17 protein-coding genes and 1 other RNA gene are annotated in these 18355 nt (G+C 32.6%); 14 read left to right on the forward strand and 4 right to left on the reverse strand.

What is annotated here, in order from left to right; all coding sequences use genetic code 11:
• Window positions 1-2: 2 nt before the first annotated feature.
• From AC2A1C_RS09115 to rnpB, 5 genes are all read left to right on the forward strand, one after another.
• Window positions 3-2279 carry a cation:proton antiporter gene (locus AC2A1C_RS09115; protein WP_484025397.1) on the forward strand — a complete coding sequence of 759 codons (2277 nt, stop codon included), beginning with the start codon at window positions 3-5 and terminating at the stop codon, window positions 2277-2279.
• 158 nt (window positions 2280-2437) lie between these two features.
• The gene (locus AC2A1C_RS09120) at window positions 2438-3283 is read left to right on the forward strand and encodes a prephenate dehydrogenase (RefSeq protein WP_484025398.1); all 846 of its coding nucleotides are present in this window, start codon (window positions 2438-2440) and stop codon (window positions 3281-3283) included.
• A gap of 3 nt (window positions 3284-3286) precedes the next feature.
• Entirely contained in the window at window positions 3287-4132 is an 846-nt protein-coding gene (locus AC2A1C_RS09125; RefSeq protein WP_484025399.1) for a helix-turn-helix domain-containing protein, read from the forward strand.
• Between the two features lie 66 nt (window positions 4133-4198).
• Window positions 4199-4825 carry a DUF6624 domain-containing protein gene (locus AC2A1C_RS09130; protein WP_484025400.1) on the forward strand — a complete coding sequence of 209 codons (627 nt, stop codon included), beginning with the start codon at window positions 4199-4201 and terminating at the stop codon, window positions 4823-4825.
• A gap of 96 nt (window positions 4826-4921) precedes the next feature.
• Window positions 4922-5247: RNase P RNA component class A (gene rnpB / locus AC2A1C_RS09135), an RNA gene on the forward strand.
• A 2-nt stretch (window positions 5248-5249) separates the two neighbouring features.
• Here rnpB and AC2A1C_RS09140 read toward each other — a convergent pair.
• Window positions 5250-5765, reverse strand: a complete 516-nt coding sequence (locus AC2A1C_RS09140; protein WP_484025401.1) for a hypothetical protein — start codon at window positions 5763-5765, stop codon at window positions 5250-5252.
• A 175-nt stretch (window positions 5766-5940) separates the two neighbouring features.
• Here AC2A1C_RS09140 and AC2A1C_RS09145 point away from each other — a divergent pair, with 175 nt between their 5' ends.
• Genes AC2A1C_RS09145 through AC2A1C_RS09165 form a run of 5 tightly spaced genes read left to right on the forward strand, consistent with a single transcriptional unit; the run spans window position 5941 to window position 8287 of the window.
• A complete protein-coding gene (locus tag AC2A1C_RS09145) occupies window positions 5941-6480 on the forward strand; it encodes a hypothetical protein (protein WP_484025402.1) in 540 nt (179 codons plus the stop codon).
• Between the two features lie 14 nt (window positions 6481-6494).
• Complete coding sequence (locus tag AC2A1C_RS09150; protein ID WP_484025403.1) at window positions 6495-7028, forward strand: hypothetical protein; 534 nt, start codon at window positions 6495-6497, stop codon at window positions 7026-7028.
• Between the two features lie 21 nt (window positions 7029-7049).
• Entirely contained in the window at window positions 7050-7514 is a 465-nt protein-coding gene (locus AC2A1C_RS09155; protein ID WP_484025404.1) for a hypothetical protein, read from the forward strand.
• A gap of 21 nt (window positions 7515-7535) precedes the next feature.
• Window positions 7536-7700: a hypothetical protein gene (locus AC2A1C_RS09160; RefSeq protein WP_484025405.1), complete on the forward strand. Its 165-nt coding sequence runs from the start codon at window positions 7536-7538 to the stop codon at window positions 7698-7700.
• Window positions 7701-7720: 20 nt separating this feature from the next.
• Window positions 7721-8287: a glycine-rich domain-containing protein gene (locus AC2A1C_RS09165; protein ID WP_484025406.1), complete on the forward strand. Its 567-nt coding sequence runs from the start codon at window positions 7721-7723 to the stop codon at window positions 8285-8287.
• A 3-nt stretch (window positions 8288-8290) separates the two neighbouring features.
• Here AC2A1C_RS09165 and AC2A1C_RS09170 read toward each other — a convergent pair whose 3' ends face one another.
• Both AC2A1C_RS09170 and AC2A1C_RS09175 read right to left on the reverse strand, forming a co-directional pair.
• Window positions 8291-9160, reverse strand: coding sequence for a polyphosphate kinase 2 family protein (locus tag AC2A1C_RS09170; RefSeq protein WP_484025407.1), 870 nt, complete (start codon window positions 9158-9160; stop codon window positions 8291-8293).
• An 83-nt stretch (window positions 9161-9243) separates the two neighbouring features.
• Entirely contained in the window at window positions 9244-9741 is a 498-nt protein-coding gene (locus tag AC2A1C_RS09175; RefSeq protein WP_484025408.1) for a DUF1573 domain-containing protein, read from the reverse strand.
• 122 nt (window positions 9742-9863) lie between these two features.
• Here AC2A1C_RS09175 and AC2A1C_RS09180 point away from each other — a divergent pair, with 122 nt between their 5' ends.
• The 4 genes from AC2A1C_RS09180 to AC2A1C_RS09195 all read left to right on the forward strand — a co-directional run bounded on the left by AC2A1C_RS09180 (window position 9864) and on the right by AC2A1C_RS09195 (window position 14716).
• On the forward strand, window positions 9864-12479 hold the full coding sequence (locus AC2A1C_RS09180; RefSeq protein ID WP_484025409.1) for a valine--tRNA ligase: 2616 nt from the start codon (window positions 9864-9866) through the stop codon (window positions 12477-12479).
• Window positions 12480-12707: 228 nt separating this feature from the next.
• Complete coding sequence (locus tag AC2A1C_RS09185) at window positions 12708-13046, forward strand: GIY-YIG nuclease family protein (RefSeq protein ID WP_484025410.1); 339 nt, start codon at window positions 12708-12710, stop codon at window positions 13044-13046.
• Window positions 13047-13126: 80 nt separating this feature from the next.
• Window positions 13127-13768, forward strand: a complete 642-nt coding sequence (locus AC2A1C_RS09190) for a DUF4241 domain-containing protein (RefSeq protein ID WP_484025411.1) — start codon at window positions 13127-13129, stop codon at window positions 13766-13768.
• 48 nt (window positions 13769-13816) lie between these two features.
• Entirely contained in the window at window positions 13817-14716 is a 900-nt protein-coding gene (locus AC2A1C_RS09195) for a ribokinase (protein ID WP_484025412.1), read from the forward strand.
• Between the two features lie 91 nt (window positions 14717-14807).
• Here AC2A1C_RS09195 and AC2A1C_RS09200 read toward each other — a convergent pair whose 3' ends face one another.
• On the reverse strand, window positions 14808-18191 hold the full coding sequence (locus tag AC2A1C_RS09200) for a starch-binding protein (RefSeq protein WP_484025413.1): 3384 nt from the start codon (window positions 18189-18191) through the stop codon (window positions 14808-14810).
• Window positions 18192-18355: the final 164 nt, after the last annotated feature.

Below are 18355 nucleotides of genomic sequence, written 5' to 3' on the forward strand. Positions count from 1 at the left end.
TTATGGGAAAATACAGGAATATTATTTTTTATATCAGTACAATAATTGTATTTTCAGCATTGATGTATTGGTTTTTCATTCAAGGAAAAACTTTGGAAATAGGGGAAAATATTTCTCGAAATGAAACTACGGGAACTATGTGGAAAAATTTCACAGAATCCTTTATAACCAATCTGCACCATCCTTTAGCATTATTACTAGCTCAGATTGTTACCATTATTTTTGTCGCAAGACTTTTCGGATGGATATGCATGAAGATGAAGCAGCCTTCGGTAATTGGCGAAATGATTGCAGGAATTGTGCTGGGTCCATCACTTTTAGGACTTTTCTTTCCGGAATTTTCAGCATTTCTTTTCCCAAAAGAATCTTTACCGAATCTTCAATTTTTAAGCCAGATCGGGCTTATTTTATTTATGTACATTGTGGGAATGGAGCTTGATCTAAGTGTTCTCAGAAAAAAAGCTCATGATGCAGTCGTAATCAGCCATGCAAGCATCATTATTCCATTTGCTTTAGGAATTGGACTTTCTTATTATACTTACAAAGAATTTGCTCCTAATGGAGTTCAGTTTAGTTCCTTCGCATTATTTATTGCAATTGCTATGAGTATTACTGCATTTCCGGTATTGGCAAGAATTGTTCAGGAAAGAAATTTACAAAAAACAAAACTTGGAACCATAGTTATCACTTGTGCTGCAGCCGACGATATTACAGCATGGTGTATTTTAGCAGCGGTAATAGCTATTGTAAAAGCAGGTTCTTTTGCCAGTTCTATCTATGTTATTTTGATGGCTATTGCTTACGTTTTTCTAATGATAAAAATTGTAAGACCATTCCTAAAAAGAATCGGAGATTTGCAGGCAGGAAAAGGAATGATCAGTAAGGCTGTCGTTGCCATCTTTTTTTTAACACTTATCATTTCTGCTTATGCTACGGAAGTAATTGGCATTCATGCTTTATTCGGTGCATTTATGGCAGGAGCAATAATGCCGGAAAATGTAAAGTTCAGAAATCTATTTATTGAAAAAGTAGAAGATGTTGCCTTAGTTTTGCTACTTCCTCTATTTTTTGTTTTTACAGGTCTGCGAACACAAATAGGATTACTGAATGAGGGACATCTATGGCTTACAGCCGGATTCATTATTTTAGTTGCTATTACAGGAAAATTTATAGGAAGTGCACTGACAGCAAAATTTCTACGAATGAGCTGGAAAGACAGTCTCACCATTGGTGCATTGATGAATACACGAGGATTGATGGAACTCATTGTATTGAACATCGGATATGATCTCGGAGTTTTGAGCCCGGAAATTTTTGCAATGATGGTAATAATGGCTTTGTTCACAACATTTATGACGGGGCCTGCTTTAGATTTTATCAATTTTGCTTTTAAAGGAAAAAAATCCGAATCTTTGGATACTATTGACGAAAACGATACCAAATATAAAGTTCTGATTTCTTTTGACAAGCCGGATTCCGGATGCTCATTGCTAAAACTTGCGGATAATCTTACTCATAAAATGAATGGTAATAAAAGCATTACCACCATGAATATAGCTCCGGTGGAAGAACTCCATGCTTTTGATGCAGAAGAATATGAAAGAGCCCAGTTTGAAGACGTAATTGATACTTCACATAAGCTAAAACTTAAAATAACGACCTTCTTCAAAGCTTCTACAGATATTGAAAATGATTTGGTGAACATCACTAATAAAGGTAATTATGACCTTCTTCTTATCATGTTAGGAAGATCAATATACGAAGGAACGTTACTCGGAAGATTACTCGGATTTACTACTAAAATCATTAATCCCGAAAAACTTTTGAACACCGTAAAAGGGAAAAATTATATTTTTAATTCGTCTCCTTTTGATGATCTTACATTGAAAATTTTGGACAAAACACATATACCGGTTGGTATTATGATGGACAAAAATTTTGAAAGTGCAGACCGTGTTTTTATCCCAGTTTTAGATCTTGGAGATTTTTTCCTTTTAGAATTTGCCAAAAGACTTATCAATAATAATAACTCCCAAATCATTATTATGGATGTAGCCGGCCAAATCAGAAAAAACTCCGAAATCCGTGAATTAATTGGAAATATCGAACAGATTGCTCCGAAAAACATTACTTTTTACAGCGAAAAAACTATTGAAAAAGATTTTCTGGAATCACAAGATCTAATGCTGATAAGTAGTAGAAGCTGGAAAAACCTTATTGATTCTAAAAATTTATGGCTTTCTGACATTCCTTCAACGTTAATTATCTCCAATCCATAGAGTTTTTTTAAAATTAATTTTTATATTCGCATAGTGAAAAAAGTAGCAAAAACATATTATTATAGAATTTTCAAATCTTAGTAAGGATTAGGATTCTGTATTTTATATAACAATGAACCTCGTCCTTTTGACGGGGTTTTTTAATGAAATTTTTGAATATGAAGATCAGTATTATTGGAGTTGGATTAATCGGGGGTTCTATAGCGTTAAAACTCCGTGAAAAAGGATTTACAAATTTTGTATATGGAATTGATAAAAACGAAAACCACCTTTCCGAAGCTCTGGAATTAAATGTTATTAATGAAATTGCGGAATTTGAGAATGGAATAAAAAATTCTGACCTCATCATTATTGCCATTCCTGTAGATGCTGCAAGAAAAATTTTGCCTTCGGTTTTAGATTTAACTAATGAAAATCAAACTGTTATGGATGTTGGCTCTACAAAATCAGGAATGACTGAAGTTGTAAAAAATCATCCTAAAAGAAACAGATATGTAGCATTCCATCCAATGTGGGGAACGGAAAATTCCGGGCCAAAATCTGCACAAAGCGACAGTTTTACAGGAAGAGCAGCCGTAATTTGTAATCAGGAAGAATCTGCTGCTGATGCTCTGGAAATTGTAAAAAAAGTAGTTGAAACCTTAGAAATGCATCCCATTTATATGAATGCGGAAGACCATGATATTCATACTGCTTATATTTCACACATTTCTCATATTACATCTTATGCTTTAGCCAATACTGTTTTGGAAAAAGAACGTGAAGAAGATACCATTTTCCAGTTGGCAAGTTCCGGATTTTCGAGTACGGTACGTCTTGCGAAATCTCATCCCGAAATGTGGGTTCCTATCTTCAAACAAAATAAAGAAAATGTTTTGGATGTTCTGAATGAGCATATCTCCCAACTTCGAAAATTTAAATCCGCTCTTGAAAAAGAAAATTATGAACTATTGGAAGAGCTAATCGTAAATGCCAATAAAATAAGGGGAATTTTGGATAAATAATATATGGAAAATGAAATTTTCATTACTAAAAAGCCTCATTCAGAAATATTAAAAAAATATATTTCTTATTATTATTTTCATTCAATAGAAACTGCCGGACAATTAAAAAAAATTATTTATTACCCTAATGTTATCAATGCTTTAACTATTTACAAAAATTCTGAATTAAAATTTGAAGAGGGTCTTTCTTTTGCATTTCCTACAGAAAATAAATTTAATTTTTACTATGGTGGAATTTTAAAAAATTACAGAATTGCCAAAATGCAGTCACCTTTCTATAAAATAGGTATTGCTTTTACAGCTCTAGGAATTCACCAATTTATAGACCAACCTCTTTATGAACTTATTAATAAAGAAGAAAATTTAGAATTCAATTATTTTAGAGAATCTATCGAAACAATTCTTGATAAAGTTTTTACAAATGAAGACTATGATGAAAAGGTAGAGCTTTTGGAAAAATATTTTCTTTCCTTGCTTAATGATTTTCAAGATATCATTTTAGAAAATTCTGTTAAATTGATTCTTGAAGATTCTCAAAAGCATAAAGTTTCTTATATAGCAGAAAAAGCAGGTGTTTCTTCAAAAACGTTAAACAGAAAATTTAAAAAATATTTAAATTGTTCGGTAAAGGATTATATTGAAATTGCACAATTTAGAAAATCTTTTAATCATTTCTTCAATCAGGAATTTTCAAAAAAATTATCGGATTTGGCTTATGAATTTGATTATTATGATCAATCTGAATTTATTAAGCATTTTAGAAAAATTACAGGCGTCAATCCTAAAAAATTGTTCAAAAATGTAGAACATTATGGAAATGAAGAACTTTTCTGGAATACAAAAATTTAAAATTGTCCATTTTTACCAATTTTAAAAATTAAATAGATGTTATTTTTGTATTATTAAAGAAAAAAAATGAAAAAAACATTCCTATTTCTATTTTGCCTATTTGCAATTATAGCTTATGGACAGAAAAATTTCCAATTAAAAAAAACTATAGACAGTTTATATGAAATTGATCAGCAAGTACAATGGAAAGTAGCTGATGCACAAAAAAATAATGTATCTATTGATAGTATTCAAAAATTGGACAGGATAAAAAAGCAAACATTTGAAAAAAATATCTCATTAGTTAAAAAGATTTATTCAACGTATAATTATCCAACAATAGAGATGGTTGGAAAACAAAGTTCTGAGAATTATTTTATTCTTATTCAGCATGCAGATAGTGATCCAAAATTTCAGGCTTCCATGTTACCAATTTTAGAAAAATATTCAAAAAAAGGTAAGATTTCTAAAAGAGATTACGCTTACTTATATGACAGAGTACAGCTTAATACAGGGAAAAAACAGCTTTACGGAACGCAGCTTTCATTTGATGGAAATGGAAATTTATTTGATAGCAATAATAAAATAATACTACCTAAAAATTTGACTGATCCAAAAAACGTGGACAAAAGAAGAAAGAAAATGGAGCTTCAACCTATTGAAAAATATTATGAAGAATCATTACAAATATTAGGAAGACCTAGAAAAAAATAAAGGGGATAGTTTTATTTTTCAGCTTTATATCTGTTTTTAAAAACTTTCATTGATATATCCGAAACACTTATCAACAATTCCCTATCTTTACACCCACGAGAAAATCGGCTTGTTGATTTTCAAAATTTTGAAAATAGGAAAGTCCGGACATCAAAGAGCAGCAAAGCGGATAACATCCGTCGTTCGTGAGAGCAGGACAAGTGCAACAGAAAGCAAGTACAGTTCGGCTGTAGTGAAATCAGGTAAACTCTTTGTGGTGCAATGATAAGTATATCGGTGCTTTTCAGCAATGAAAATAGGGGCTGCTCGTCCTGAAAACCGAGGGGTAATCAGCTAAAGTTTTACAGCAATGTAAAACGTAGATAAATAACAGGCATTCGCTTTTGCGAAAACAGAATCCGGCTTACAGATTTTCTCGTGGTTTTTATGGAAAACGAAATCCGTTGAAATACATTTCCTGAAAATTGTAATTCACTTCTTCTTTGGATTTTATATACAAAACGGCCAAAATAGTTTTATTTCCCCAACATTTTATGGTGTAATCTTCTCCTTCTGCATTTTCACCATATTCTAACAAACCTTTTACATCAGGATATTTTTCCAAGGTATGCCCTTTTCCAATATCTGTAGTTTTGGTCAATCCCAAAAAATTCTCATTAAGATAAAGTAGATAATTTTCCAAAACAATTTCAGTATTTTCTATGGGTTCGGCAAGTTTTACAACTACAGCTCCATAAGTCACATTATTGAAATTTACTTCAGCAGTATACACATTACTTTTATCTTCTGATAGTGTTTTTTCCCATTTCGGTTCATCCGGAATATATAAAAATGCCCCCGAATCCGAAACCGGATATTTTACAAATCTTGGAACTTGGGCATTAGCAAAAGAGCATAACGATATGATAATAAATAAGTTTAATGCTAAAAACTTTTTCATTACTGATTTTTTATAGAGTTTTTTTCAAGTCTCAAATTACAAAATTTATATGTTTTGTAAAGATTAATCATTTCAAATTAATAATACGAAAATAAGACTTTTTTAAATCTTAAAGATACTAAAATAAGATTTTTATATTTTCTCAATCCATCATCTTTGCTTCAAAGAAACCCAAATGAATACGGAACTCATTATAAAACAGAAAATACCACTCACCGATATATTTTGTCCACTTTTCATTTATTTAATATTTATAGCTCCTCTTGCAGAATTATCGGCTGCATCTTTGATATTTTTTGCACTTTGGGCATTACTTACCATCATTAGTCTATGTATATTTTGTTATCTTTTATACTACATATTCATTCAGGTTTATGAATGGAAAGGCTATTTTTTCAAAAAACGAATTGCCTTAGAAATTAATTCAATCGGAATAAGCGGTATTGACGAAAACGAAAATAGATTAGATGGTAAATCTCTTTTTCACACTTTTTACCCCAAAAGAAAAAAACGGGAATTTTTAATATGGAGCGAAATATCAAAAATAGAAATTATAGATAAAAAGAAAATTTCGGTAGAAGCTTTTGAAGATCCGAATCGTGATTTTGAAGTGGAATTTGGCTCTAAAAAATTCAGTGAAGTTCTTTTTTTTCTTAAAAAATACTCCAATAAAGAAATATCTATTTATGAATCACCTCCATCTTGCGGATGTTAAAAAACAATAAAAAAATGAAAACAAAAATTACTTTACAATCACTTCCCGAAGAAAAACCCGGATATTTTGCCATTATTTTTTATGTAGTCTTTATATATGCATTACTTTGGGGAATTAGAGAATTCATAAATTATTTATTTAAAGATATATATATAGATGGCTTTTTTGGGAAAATCCTCTATGAAGCTATAAGGATAGGATATATGTTTTTATACTATAAAATTGTAAAACGTTTTCTGTATCTCGTCAACAAGCAAAGAAAACCTATAGAAATTTTCCCAATTTTAAGCATCTCAGAAGAAGGCATCCATTATCATACTGAAAACAAAAAGACAAGCTGGAACAGCATTTCGGAAATTCAAATTATTGATTCCGTACTTTCTGTCGCTGTAGATTCTAATCCAAAAAACGAATTCAAATTACACTTAAATACCACCGATCTCAAAAAACAGACATCACGAGAAGATTTTGAAAAATTGCTGAAACAGTATTACAAGAAAAATATTTATACCTATGATACACCTCCATCTTGTGGATGCGGTTGTTAATCAAAATTTTGTAAAAAAACAATGAAAACAGGAATTACTCTATATAAAAAATCAAATTATGGAAATACAGGTTGTTTCACATTTATCTTTTTTATTGTATTAATTCCAATTCTATTTAGTCGTGGTGTTCCTTCGATTGTATACATTTTATTGGCGATTCTGTTTACATTAATGCTTATTAGTGCCTTTATAGAACAAATTCAGTCTCAGAAAAAATTACTGGCTATTTCGGAAAAAGGCATACTTAATCACATCAAAAAACAACAATTAATTTGGGATGAAATTTCCGAAATTCAGATTGTTGATTCTGTTCTTTCGGTAACTGTGGATTCACATCACGAAAAAGATTTTCAGTTAAGATTATGCGAAATCAATATTAAGGAACAGAAAATGAGTACAGATGATTTAAAAAAAATAATGGATAAATACTATAAAAAAAATATCTATACTTATCAATCTCCCCCATCTTGTGGATGTGGATGTTGATCTTAATACCTTCTTTTAATTATGAAAAATAAAAAGTCCAAACAAAAAAAGAAGAGAGAAAATGAAGATTGCATCAATGTTAAATTAAAAATCATTTTCCTCAATTCCAATGAAAAAGAAAATGAAGCTTATGAGAAAAAAATGAATGCTTTTTATCTGAAAAATGCAGATATAATGATTGATTAAAAATTAAAATTCCATATACTATGAAACCAGAATTTACCTCCATTTTATTAGATAGTACACAACTAGAATATCAAAAAAATCCTTTATGGGACAGAATTTCAGCCTATCAGATAGATCAGGCAGAAGTAATCATTCCGTTTTCCAGAAAATTAGGACAAATGGAAGGCTGGACAAGAAGGTTCTGTCTAGTTGCGATTGAAGAATATAAAAAATTTGTTTATTTATGCTGTGTTTCCAAAAATGGGGCATCTCCTTCCATAGTGGTAGATAAAGTGTGGCATTTGCATTTACTTTATACAACCGAATATTGGAAAGAATTTTGCCCAAAAATTTTGGAAAGAGAATTACACCATTTCCCCAATGTTGGCGGAATTAATGATTATAATAAACACCAAGATTGGTATTTGGAAACATTAAAGTTGTACATCAACATATTCAAGCAAAATCCACCTGAAGTTTTCTGGCGGATTCCTAAAGAAATTATTCCATTTTTATTACCTGAAGATAACAAAAAAACAACCGGACAATTCACATGGAGAAAAACCGTTGAAAATTGGTACTCAAAAATTTTAAATTTAAAATATTGAAAATCATTCGTTTTCTAATTGTTTTTTAGCTTCCTGCAAACTTTGCTTATCTTTTTCGGAAAGTTCAGGATACTTTAAATTCATTTTTTCCAAAGTATCAATTATAATCTGAATTGCGGCAACTCTTGCAAACCATTTATCATCTGCAGGAAGCACATACCAAGGAGCATAATCTTTTGACGTTTCACGGATTGCTTTTTCATACGCTTTCATATATTCATCAAATAATGCTCTTTCCGGTAGATCTCCTAAAGAAAATTTCCAGTTTTTTTCCTGCTCATCTATTCTGTCCAAAAACCGTTTCTTTTGCTCATCTTTGGAAACATTCAGAAAAATCTTAATAACAGTAGTTCCGTTTTGGGAAAGGTGCTTTTCAAAATTTCGAATACTTTCATAGCGGTTTTCCCAAAATTTTTCATTAAAATCCTTTGTATTATTCCATACTTTTTCGCTCAGATTATATTCAGGATGTACCTTGCATACCAAAACGCTTTCGTAATGGCTTCTGTTGAAAATTCCGATCTTTCCTTTCTCGGGAAGTGCAATATAATGTCTCCAAAGAAAATCGTGAGAATATTCTTTGGAACTTGGCGCTTTGAAAGACGTTACTTCACAACCTTGCGGATTTACTCCACCAAAAACATGTTCTATCAGAGAATCTTTTCCTGCTGCATCCATTGCCTGAAGAATGATAAGCAAAGATTTACTTCCATCGGCATAGAGTTTTTCTTGTAATTCCCGAAGTTTATCTTTTTCTTTGATAAGCATTTCCTCGCCTTCTTCCTTGGTAAGTCGTCCTTTATAGGAGTGTTCCGATTTTTTTATAGAAAAGGTTTCGTCTACAAGAAAATCATCACTAAAGTTGGTATCCATTCAAAAAATATTTTAGTGAATATAAATAAAAAAACCGTTTCAATATTATTTGAAACGGATTATTTTAAAAAAAATAGTTTTAATTATGCAGCTTTCGCTTTTTTAGTTTTCTTTACTGCTTTTTTTTCAGCTACTTGTTTTTTAGCAGCAGGTGCAGCTTTTGTAGAACTTGCATCTGCAGACTTCACTTCAGCAGATTTTGTTTCAAGACTAGAATTATCTTCTACAGTTCCTTTGATATAGATTACAGATCTACTATTTTGAGGATCATTAGAATATACTTCAATTAATTTCTGGAAAGATCCATTAATTTTAGTATTGTATCCTACTTTTATTTGTGCAGATTTTCCCGGCATAATAGGATCTTGGCTCCACTCAGGAGTAGTACATCCACAAGAAGGCTGAACTTTAGAAATAATTAAAGGCTTATCTCCAGTGTTGGTTACAGTAAACACTCTATGTCCTTCTGCTCCATTTTTTACAGTTCCGTAGTCCCAAGTTGTTTTATCAAATGTGATAGTTTGTGCAGAAGCAAATGCTGCCATTCCCATTAATGCTATTCCAGCGAATAATTTTTTCATTTTATTTAAATTTTTGTTTTTAAAAAATAATTAATAAGCAAAGGTAAAATATTTTTAATTAATACTTAAAATTTTTTTTGTTTGAACTATTTTTGCAAATTGTAAGCCAAAGATAGAGTTTTATGCAGATTTCAGAAAAATATAATCCAAAAGAGACCGAACAAAAATGGTACAATTACTGGTTGGAAAACAAATACTTCCATTCAGAACCGAATGATAAACCGCCTTATACAGTAGTAATACCTCCGCCAAACGTTACGGGGATTTTACACATGGGACATATGCTGAACAATACCATTCAGGATGTTTTGGTGCGTCGTGCAAGAATGCAGGGCTATAATGCTTGTTGGATTCCGGGAACAGATCATGCTTCTATTGCTACAGAAGCGAAGGTTGTTGCTAAACTGAAATCTGAAGGAATTAATAAATCGGATATTACCAGAGAAGAATTTTTAAAACATGCTTGGGAATGGACTCACAAATATGGAGGAACAATCCTTGAACAGTTGAAAAAATTAGGCTGTTCCTGCGATTGGGACAGAACCCGCTTTACGATGGAACCCAAACTTTCTCAGCAGGTGATCAAATCTTTTGTTGATTTATATAATAAAGGATTAATTTATCGTGGGTACAGAATGGTAAACTGGGATCCTGAAGCAAAAACCAATATTTCTGACGAGGAAGTAATCTTCAAAGAACAAAACGGAAAATTATATTTCTTAAAATACAAGATTGAAGGTTCGGAAGAATTTCTTTCGGTGGCTACAACGCGTCCCGAAACTATTTTCGGAGATACCGCGGTTTGTATCAATCCGAATGATGAGAGATATGCTCATTTGAAAGGGAAAAACGTAATTGTACCGATTGTAAACAGAGTAGTTCCTATCATCGAAGATGAATATGTAGATATTGAATTCGGAACGGGAGCTTTAAAAATTACTCCTGCTCATGATGTTAATGACTACGAGATCGGACAAAAACACAATCTTCAGATGATTGATGCTTTGGATGATGACGGAAATTTGAACGATTATGGTTTACATTACGCCGGAAAAAACAGATTTGAGGTAAGAAAGCAAATTGCAAAAGAACTGGAAGAAAAAGATCTTTTGCTGAAAGCAGAAGATTACATGAATAAAGTAGGAACTTCCGAAAGAACAGGTGCAGTAATTGAACCTAAAATTTCTGTTCAGTGGTTTTTGAAAATGTCTGAAATTGCAAAGCCTGCATTGGATGTTGTAATGGATGATGAAATTAAATTTTATCCTGAAAAGTTTAAAAATACTTACAAACACTGGATGGAAAACATCCGCGACTGGAATATTTCCCGCCAGCTTTGGTGGGGACAACAAATTCCTGCATATTATTTTGGTGACGGAGAAAATGATTTCGTAGTTGCAGAAAATATAGAAGAAGCATTAGAACTTGCAAAGCAAAAAACCGACAACGATCAACTGACAACGGAGAACTTAAAACAAGACGAAGATGCCCTTGATACATGGTTCTCATCTTGGTTGTGGCCAATGTCTGTTTTTGACGGATTGCTTGATCCTGAAAATAAAGATATCAATTATTATTACCCAACTTCAGATTTGGTAACTGGTCCGGATATTATTTTCTTCTGGGTAGCAAGAATGATCATGGCAGGATTAGAATACAGAAAAGAAGTTCCGTTCAAAAATGTATATTTTACAGGAATTGTAAGAGACAAACAGAGAAGAAAGATGTCTAAGCAATTAGGCAATTCTCCCGATCCGTTAGAATTAATAGAAAAATATGGAGCAGATGGAGTTCGTGTAGGAATTTTATTGAGTTCTGCAGCAGGAAACGATTTACTTTTTGATGAAGATTTGATGTTGCAGGGAAGAAATTTTATGACAAAAATTTGGAGTGCCTTCCGTTTAATCAACATGTGGAATCATGAGGATAAGCCTGCAAATACAACTGAAACAGAAACTATTGAATGGTTCGAAAATAAATTAAATAAAACAATCACCGAGATCAACGATCAGTTTGAGAAATTCAGAATTTCTGATGCTCTTCATTTGATTCAAAAATTAATTTGGGACGATTTCTGTGGTTGGTATCTGGAAGCAATAAAACCAAATTATGGTGAAGGAATTTCTAAAGAAGTTTATCATAAAACGGTTGAATTTTTTGAAGAACTAATGAAATTGCTTCATCCGTTTATGCCATTCTTGACGGAAGAATTATGGCAGTCCATTTCAGAAAGAAGTATTGAAGATGCATTAATTATCGCTCAACAGAAAAAGGCGGAATCTTTTGATGAAACTGTTGTTAAAAACTTTGAAACGGCATCAGAAATTATTTCCGGAGTTAGAAACTACCGTCAGACAAAAGGAATTTCTCCAAGAGAAGCTGTCGAAATTTATACAAACGCTTCAGAATTTGCGAATGAATCGGTTATTAAAAAATTAGCGAATGTTTCAGAAATTCACTTTGGAACAAAAACAGATAAGCCGAGCTTTACATTTTTAGTTGGAGCAACGGAAGTTTCCATTCCTTTAAGTGAAAATCTGGATTTAGGAGAAGAAAAAAAGAAGACAGAAGAAGAATTAGCGTATTTGAAAGGTTTCTTAATTTCCGTTGATAAAAAATTGTCCAACGAAAAGTTTGTTGCCAACGCAAAACCTGAAGTTGTAGAAGTGGAACGTAAGAAACAAAAAGACGCTCAAAATAAAATTGCAATTTTGGAAGAGAAGCTGAAAAGTTTGTAAAATTTTAAATAAGGCTTCGACTCCGCTCAGCCTGACAACGCAAAATAAAACTAGCATTTAATATTAAAGTTACTTTTTTAAGTGTTTTAGTTTCTTTCAGCATTTTGTTACATTATTATTACAAGTGTCAGGCTGAGCGGAGTCGAAGCCTAATAATTAGAATAAAATGTTTTAAATTCCTAAAGAAAATAATAGTAAATTCATCCTGAAATCGAAGCCTTGCTTATTATGAAGCAATATTTTGTTTACATATTAAAATGCTCAGATAATTCATATTATACAGGAATTACTAGTGATTTAGAGGGAAGACTTGTAAAGCATCAATCGGGTTATTATCCTGAAAGCTACACCCATAACAGAAGACCGATTGAATTGGTTTTTTATACTGAATTTATCGATGTTGAACAAGCTATTGTATTTGAAAAGCAAGTAAAAGGCTGGAGCAGAAAGAAAAAGGAAGCCATCATCAATAACAATTGGGATAAGTTAAAGGAATTATCTATTTGTAAAAATGAAAGTCATTCAAAAAATTTTAAAAAAGATAAAGCAAAAAGAGGCTTCGACTAAGTTTATATTGAGCGAAGTCGAAATACTCAGCCTGACAATGACTAACTCAGCCTGACAGTAATAATGAATTGTAGAGCCAAATGAAACATATAGAAAACATAAAAAAACTATTCTCAAAAAATTTCGTAGAAAGTCCATTATTGGAGAGTTTTGAAGTTGGAAAAATATATCTTTCCAGCGGAAAACTTGTTGCCTGTGATCCCCTGATTACAAACGATATGAAACCCTTCTCAACAGATTTTCCAAAAGGAGATTTTTCGGTTTTACTGCACAAAGAAAGAGAAAGTAATTGTGTAGCGTATGCAGAAATTGTTTTTAACCAGTCAGAAATTACAGACTGGAAACTGGCAACTACAAAAGGACAAAATAGTAACGACTTAAAAGAAGGGGAAGTTTTCGGATATCCTGTAGAAAGCGGAATGGGATGTTTTATGGATTTGGAAGCTCAGAATAGCCTCAATGAATTAGAGCAAAAACTTTTCCGAAGAAAAGGAGCAGATTTTATGGGAATCTATGAAGAATTTTTTCATGAACACTTCTTCGATGAAAATGGAGCTATCGATCAGTTTGCCTTCTTAAAACCTGATGAAGAAAAACCTGAAAATCTATTCGCTTTTGAAACAGGTTATGGTGAAGGTTTTTATGCAAGTTATATTGGATTTAGCAATGAAAAAATTCCTGTAAAAATTGTAACAGAATTTATAGAAATTAGCATATCTTAACTTTTTTTCTACGATTTTTTAATTACATTTGTTACAAATTGATGATAAATGATATTCAACTCTGAACCACCAAAAATTCTGGTAATCGGAAGTTCTTCTGTAGATCTGGTACTTAATACAAGCCATATTCCACAGCCAAACGAAACTCTAATTGCTGAAAAAATTGAAAATTTTTTCGGAGGAAAGGGTGCTAACCAAGCCGTAGGTACAGCCAGACTTGGAGCAAGTGTGCACTTTATCAGTTGCGTTGGTATGGATCCTCTTGGTCAGCAAGTAATGAGAAATTTGGTAGAAGAAGGTGTAAACGTGGGATTCATGGTAGAATCCGAAATTGCTTCTACGGGAACAGCTTATGCAACAACAGCTGACGGAAAAAATAGTATTGTGGTAGTTCCTGCTGCCAATTATCATCTACAACCCACTCATATAGATGATGCAGAAAAACTTTTTGCAACTACAGATTTAATTTTATTGCAACTGGAAATCCCTATCAAAACAGTACATCATGCCGTGAAATTGGCAAAAAAATACAATACAAAAATAGGGATCTATGCGTCTCCTGCACAACCGCTTCCTTCCGAAATTATTGAATATGCTTCTTTTATTATTGCAAAAAGCAGTGAACTTTCAATTATCTTCAATGGAGAATCCAGAGAAGATATTCTGAAAAAATATCCTAATAAACTCTTTGTACGAGACGATACCAATTCTACTACTTACTTCAATGGATCAGAAATGAAATATTTTCGAAATGATCATGACGATGTCTCTTACAAAATAGGAATGGGTGATGCATTTACATCCGGATTTGCAGTAGCACTTTGTCATAAAAATACTATTGAAAAATGTGTAAAATTCGGAAATGATGTTTCTCTAAAAGTAGCTAAAAACAGAGGTTCACAAAGCGGACTTCCCTATCTGAAAGATTTTTTACCTGTAAAAGTGTAAGCTGTTTCCACGAGACGCTGAATATTTATACATACAAAAGGGTATTGCTAAGTTGATTAACAATACCCTTTTTATTTTTAGATATGGTTGTCTATTTTTTGAGAAATTGTTCAAATAGTATTTTTTTGTCTTTCGTCAGAAGTTTTAAATAGTACATACCTGTAGGAAGTTTCTTTACATCAATTTGTTTGGAAGAAATATCTTTCTGAAGAATCATATTTCCGGCAGAATCATAAATGGCATATTTAAGCAATTCACCATCCAAATCCAAATAAAGAATCTGATCAACAGGATTTGGATAAATAGAGTTTTTTTTCTTCGATGGATTTTGATCCGTTACACTTAATGTTTGCGTCTCCCAATTGTACCAAATGTCAGAAGTGATATTTGTAATATCTTGTGTCTGATTGGTTCCTACTCCACTGTTACCATTATTAAAAATTACATTAAGTTTCGTAACTCCCGGAAAAGTATATTTATACCAACCGTTTCCTTCATCGATCATCAAAACTCCAGGCCATGAAGTAGATGGAATAGTACCGCCGATCACATTCCAATAATACACTTTTGGTGTAATTCCTGACCAACCAGAAGCAGTTGGATTTGGTTTGAAATGTACAGTAATACCGGATGTAATAAAATTGTAATTTTCTGTTTGAATGGATGAAGTATTTCCTGCATTATCTTTTGAAAAAGCTTTCAAAATAGTGTTCGTACTAATGTTTAGTGTTCCACTACCCATAAAAGAAGCCGAATTGGTAGTAGGATCAGAACCGTCTAATGTATAATAAATTTGGGCATTAGAATCTACCGAAGAAGTTGCCTGTAATGAAACATTTAGAGTAGTTCCCGTTGCAAAATTTCCTCCAGCCGGCGAAACGGTAAGACAAGGATTAGCAATAACAGGAGGTGTAGAAAGCCAACCATTCCCCCATTCATAATAACTTGTTGAATTTGCAGTTAAATCAGCAGTTTGGTTAGTACCAACTCCGCTATTTCCGTTATTAAAAATAAGATTAACCGAAGAAACACCCGCAAATGTATAAGAATACCATCCGTTACAATTTTTCGTCATTGCAACTCCCGGCCAAGAAGTATTAGCCAATACTCCAGAAGGTGTTGCATTCCAATAATGGATTTTAGGAATTGTCGTATTCCATGACGATGGAGGTTTAAAATAAACGGTAAAACTTGGAATATTCCCGATATAATATGTTTTAGTATAAACATCCGATTTATTTCCATCAGCATCTTTGGCAAATACTTTTATCGTAGTCGTCTGTGTAAGATTTAATGTAATTGTTTTTATGGCAGAAGCAGAACTTTCGGTAGGAGTACTTCCATCCAGAGTATAATACAAAACAGGATTCTGATCAGTAGAATCTGTTGCTGTAATTGTGGCATTGACAGATGTAGAAGAATAATTATTTTCCGGTGTAATCGTAATTTTAGGAGCTACGTCCAGATTTTTACCCACCCAAACATGCTGAATTTTTGTCTTGGTAATATTCCCTTTCGTATCTGTTATTTCCACATAATAATCCAATAATTTCTCGGAAACACCATTGATATAACCATAGTATAAATTCGCAATATAATCAGGAAGCATAAAAAAACTTACTTCCGGATTATTTGTAATGTTATCTTTCGGCATTATTCTTTCTAACATTGGAATACTGATCCAGTTTTCAACATCATTTCCTCCTACATAAGTTTCATTATCATTGTTATTTGAAGAATTCACACCATCTTTATCCACCCTATATTTCAGTACCGCATTCTGAATACCGCTTACATCAAAAGCCAATGTCCAAACCGCAAAATCGGCAGAATTCAGAATTTGTTGATATCCATAATTAGGTCCAAAACCAATTTCTCCCGGATTGTAAGGATATCTTTGGGGAATCATTACCGAAGGTTTCGTAGCATCAGTATTTGGGTTTTGATTAATTGTTCTTTGTGCAAATTCTATTGCTCTGTTTGCTGCCAAAGTAGCTTTTATTTCGAGATCCAAAGCTAAACCGTAGTATGCATTTCCGCTATCATATCCCGGAAGCAAAAAATGCCATGCTTTTGCAGCATCAGGAGATGAACTATTGGGAGAAACAACATCGGATATATTCACGCCACCATTGAGTTGTTCTGCCATTTTACAAAAATTATCTCCTGCATACAGTACTGCCATATTTCTCACATCTTCTGTCCATCCGTTTGGATCAAATTTGGATTTATCCGTCGTTTTGTAAAGCGGCCAAAGCCAATTAATAAACTGAGGAGAACCCCAATCGTTTGCAGCATTGAACCAAGAACCATCTTCTACTTTTACAACATCCGAATCCGGAACCGGGAAATCTGATAAATATTGCTGTATCGTAGTCGGAACATATCCTTGAGATGCAGCCTGATTAGTAAAACCGGGAACAGCTTCTCCATAATAGCTCGAACCTCCTCCCCAAGCATTATCACCATCATGTGCTAATAAAACTAACGGAGGTCTTGTTCCTGCGTAAGGAGCTATATTGGTATCTATATTACTTGTTCCTTGTTGTGAAAATCCATCTTTATAGCTATCAAGATCGGCCATTGGTATTACTGTAATTTTATATTCAGTGCCATTTTCCGGATCTACATATTTTGCTTTATGCGGAGTAAAACAATAAGGCGCAGCAAACTGACCACCTCTTCCATCAATCTGACCGCTATGCCAATTATTTCCAACGGTTGCTACTTTATCTGCTTTGTTTGGAGGATCTATATTACAACCATTAGTTCCAAAAACAAGAGGATAATCAGCTAAAGTCCTTGCAAGGTGAGAATTTGCAATTACAGTCCATTCAAAGCCTTCTTCTTTAAGAGTTTTAATAATATTTTCAGAAAAAGCATCTTCAGCAGGCCAATATCCCGGAGAATAATATCCGAATTCCTGAGTTTGATAAAAACGGTGTGCTTGTATTTCTTTTTTTAAAACTTCATCAGAACACAAAGGAGATAATGTATGATGCATAGTAAAGCCCATTACGTCCAATCTCGGTTTTCCTCCGGAAGTAAGCCATGAGTGCGCTGTATTAATCTGATTTTTCCAAGAAGGAATATATCCCCATTGATTATTAGCAGCTAAAGAATTAATATTCTCTATCAATGAACCTCCATACGTCATTTGTGCTCCCGCTTTCGGATTGCTCAAAATACTTTGCACTGCATTTTTGGGTTGGTATTGATATGCGTTTACACGATCTGCAAGGCTAAAAATTTCTTCCAGATTATTAAGCGGGTGAGCCAATCCATCCGAATAATTATTTTGCCCGGAAAGTTTCAAATCTTGTGATTCTTTTACTTTCTGATAAGCATTGGGATTTGACTTGCTTTTTTCTCCCCAATATGTTGGCTGATGCATATGCCACAGATAAGTAGTGTGCACTTGTGATGTTGCCATCAGTGAAAATAATATAAAAAGACAAAGTATTAATTTTCTCATTTATAAAGTTTTTTATCAAGAATATTTAAAATTGCATTTAATAGAAAGACTAAATTTAAAAAAGATTTTATACTTAAAATATAAACTGTATTGTTTTTTACAAAATTTAAATAAAAAAACTGCTTCCATAATTGTAAAGCAGTTTTTTATATATTTTATGTTGA

Source organism: Chryseobacterium sp. HNCC26DJ241 (assembly GCF_057180505.1).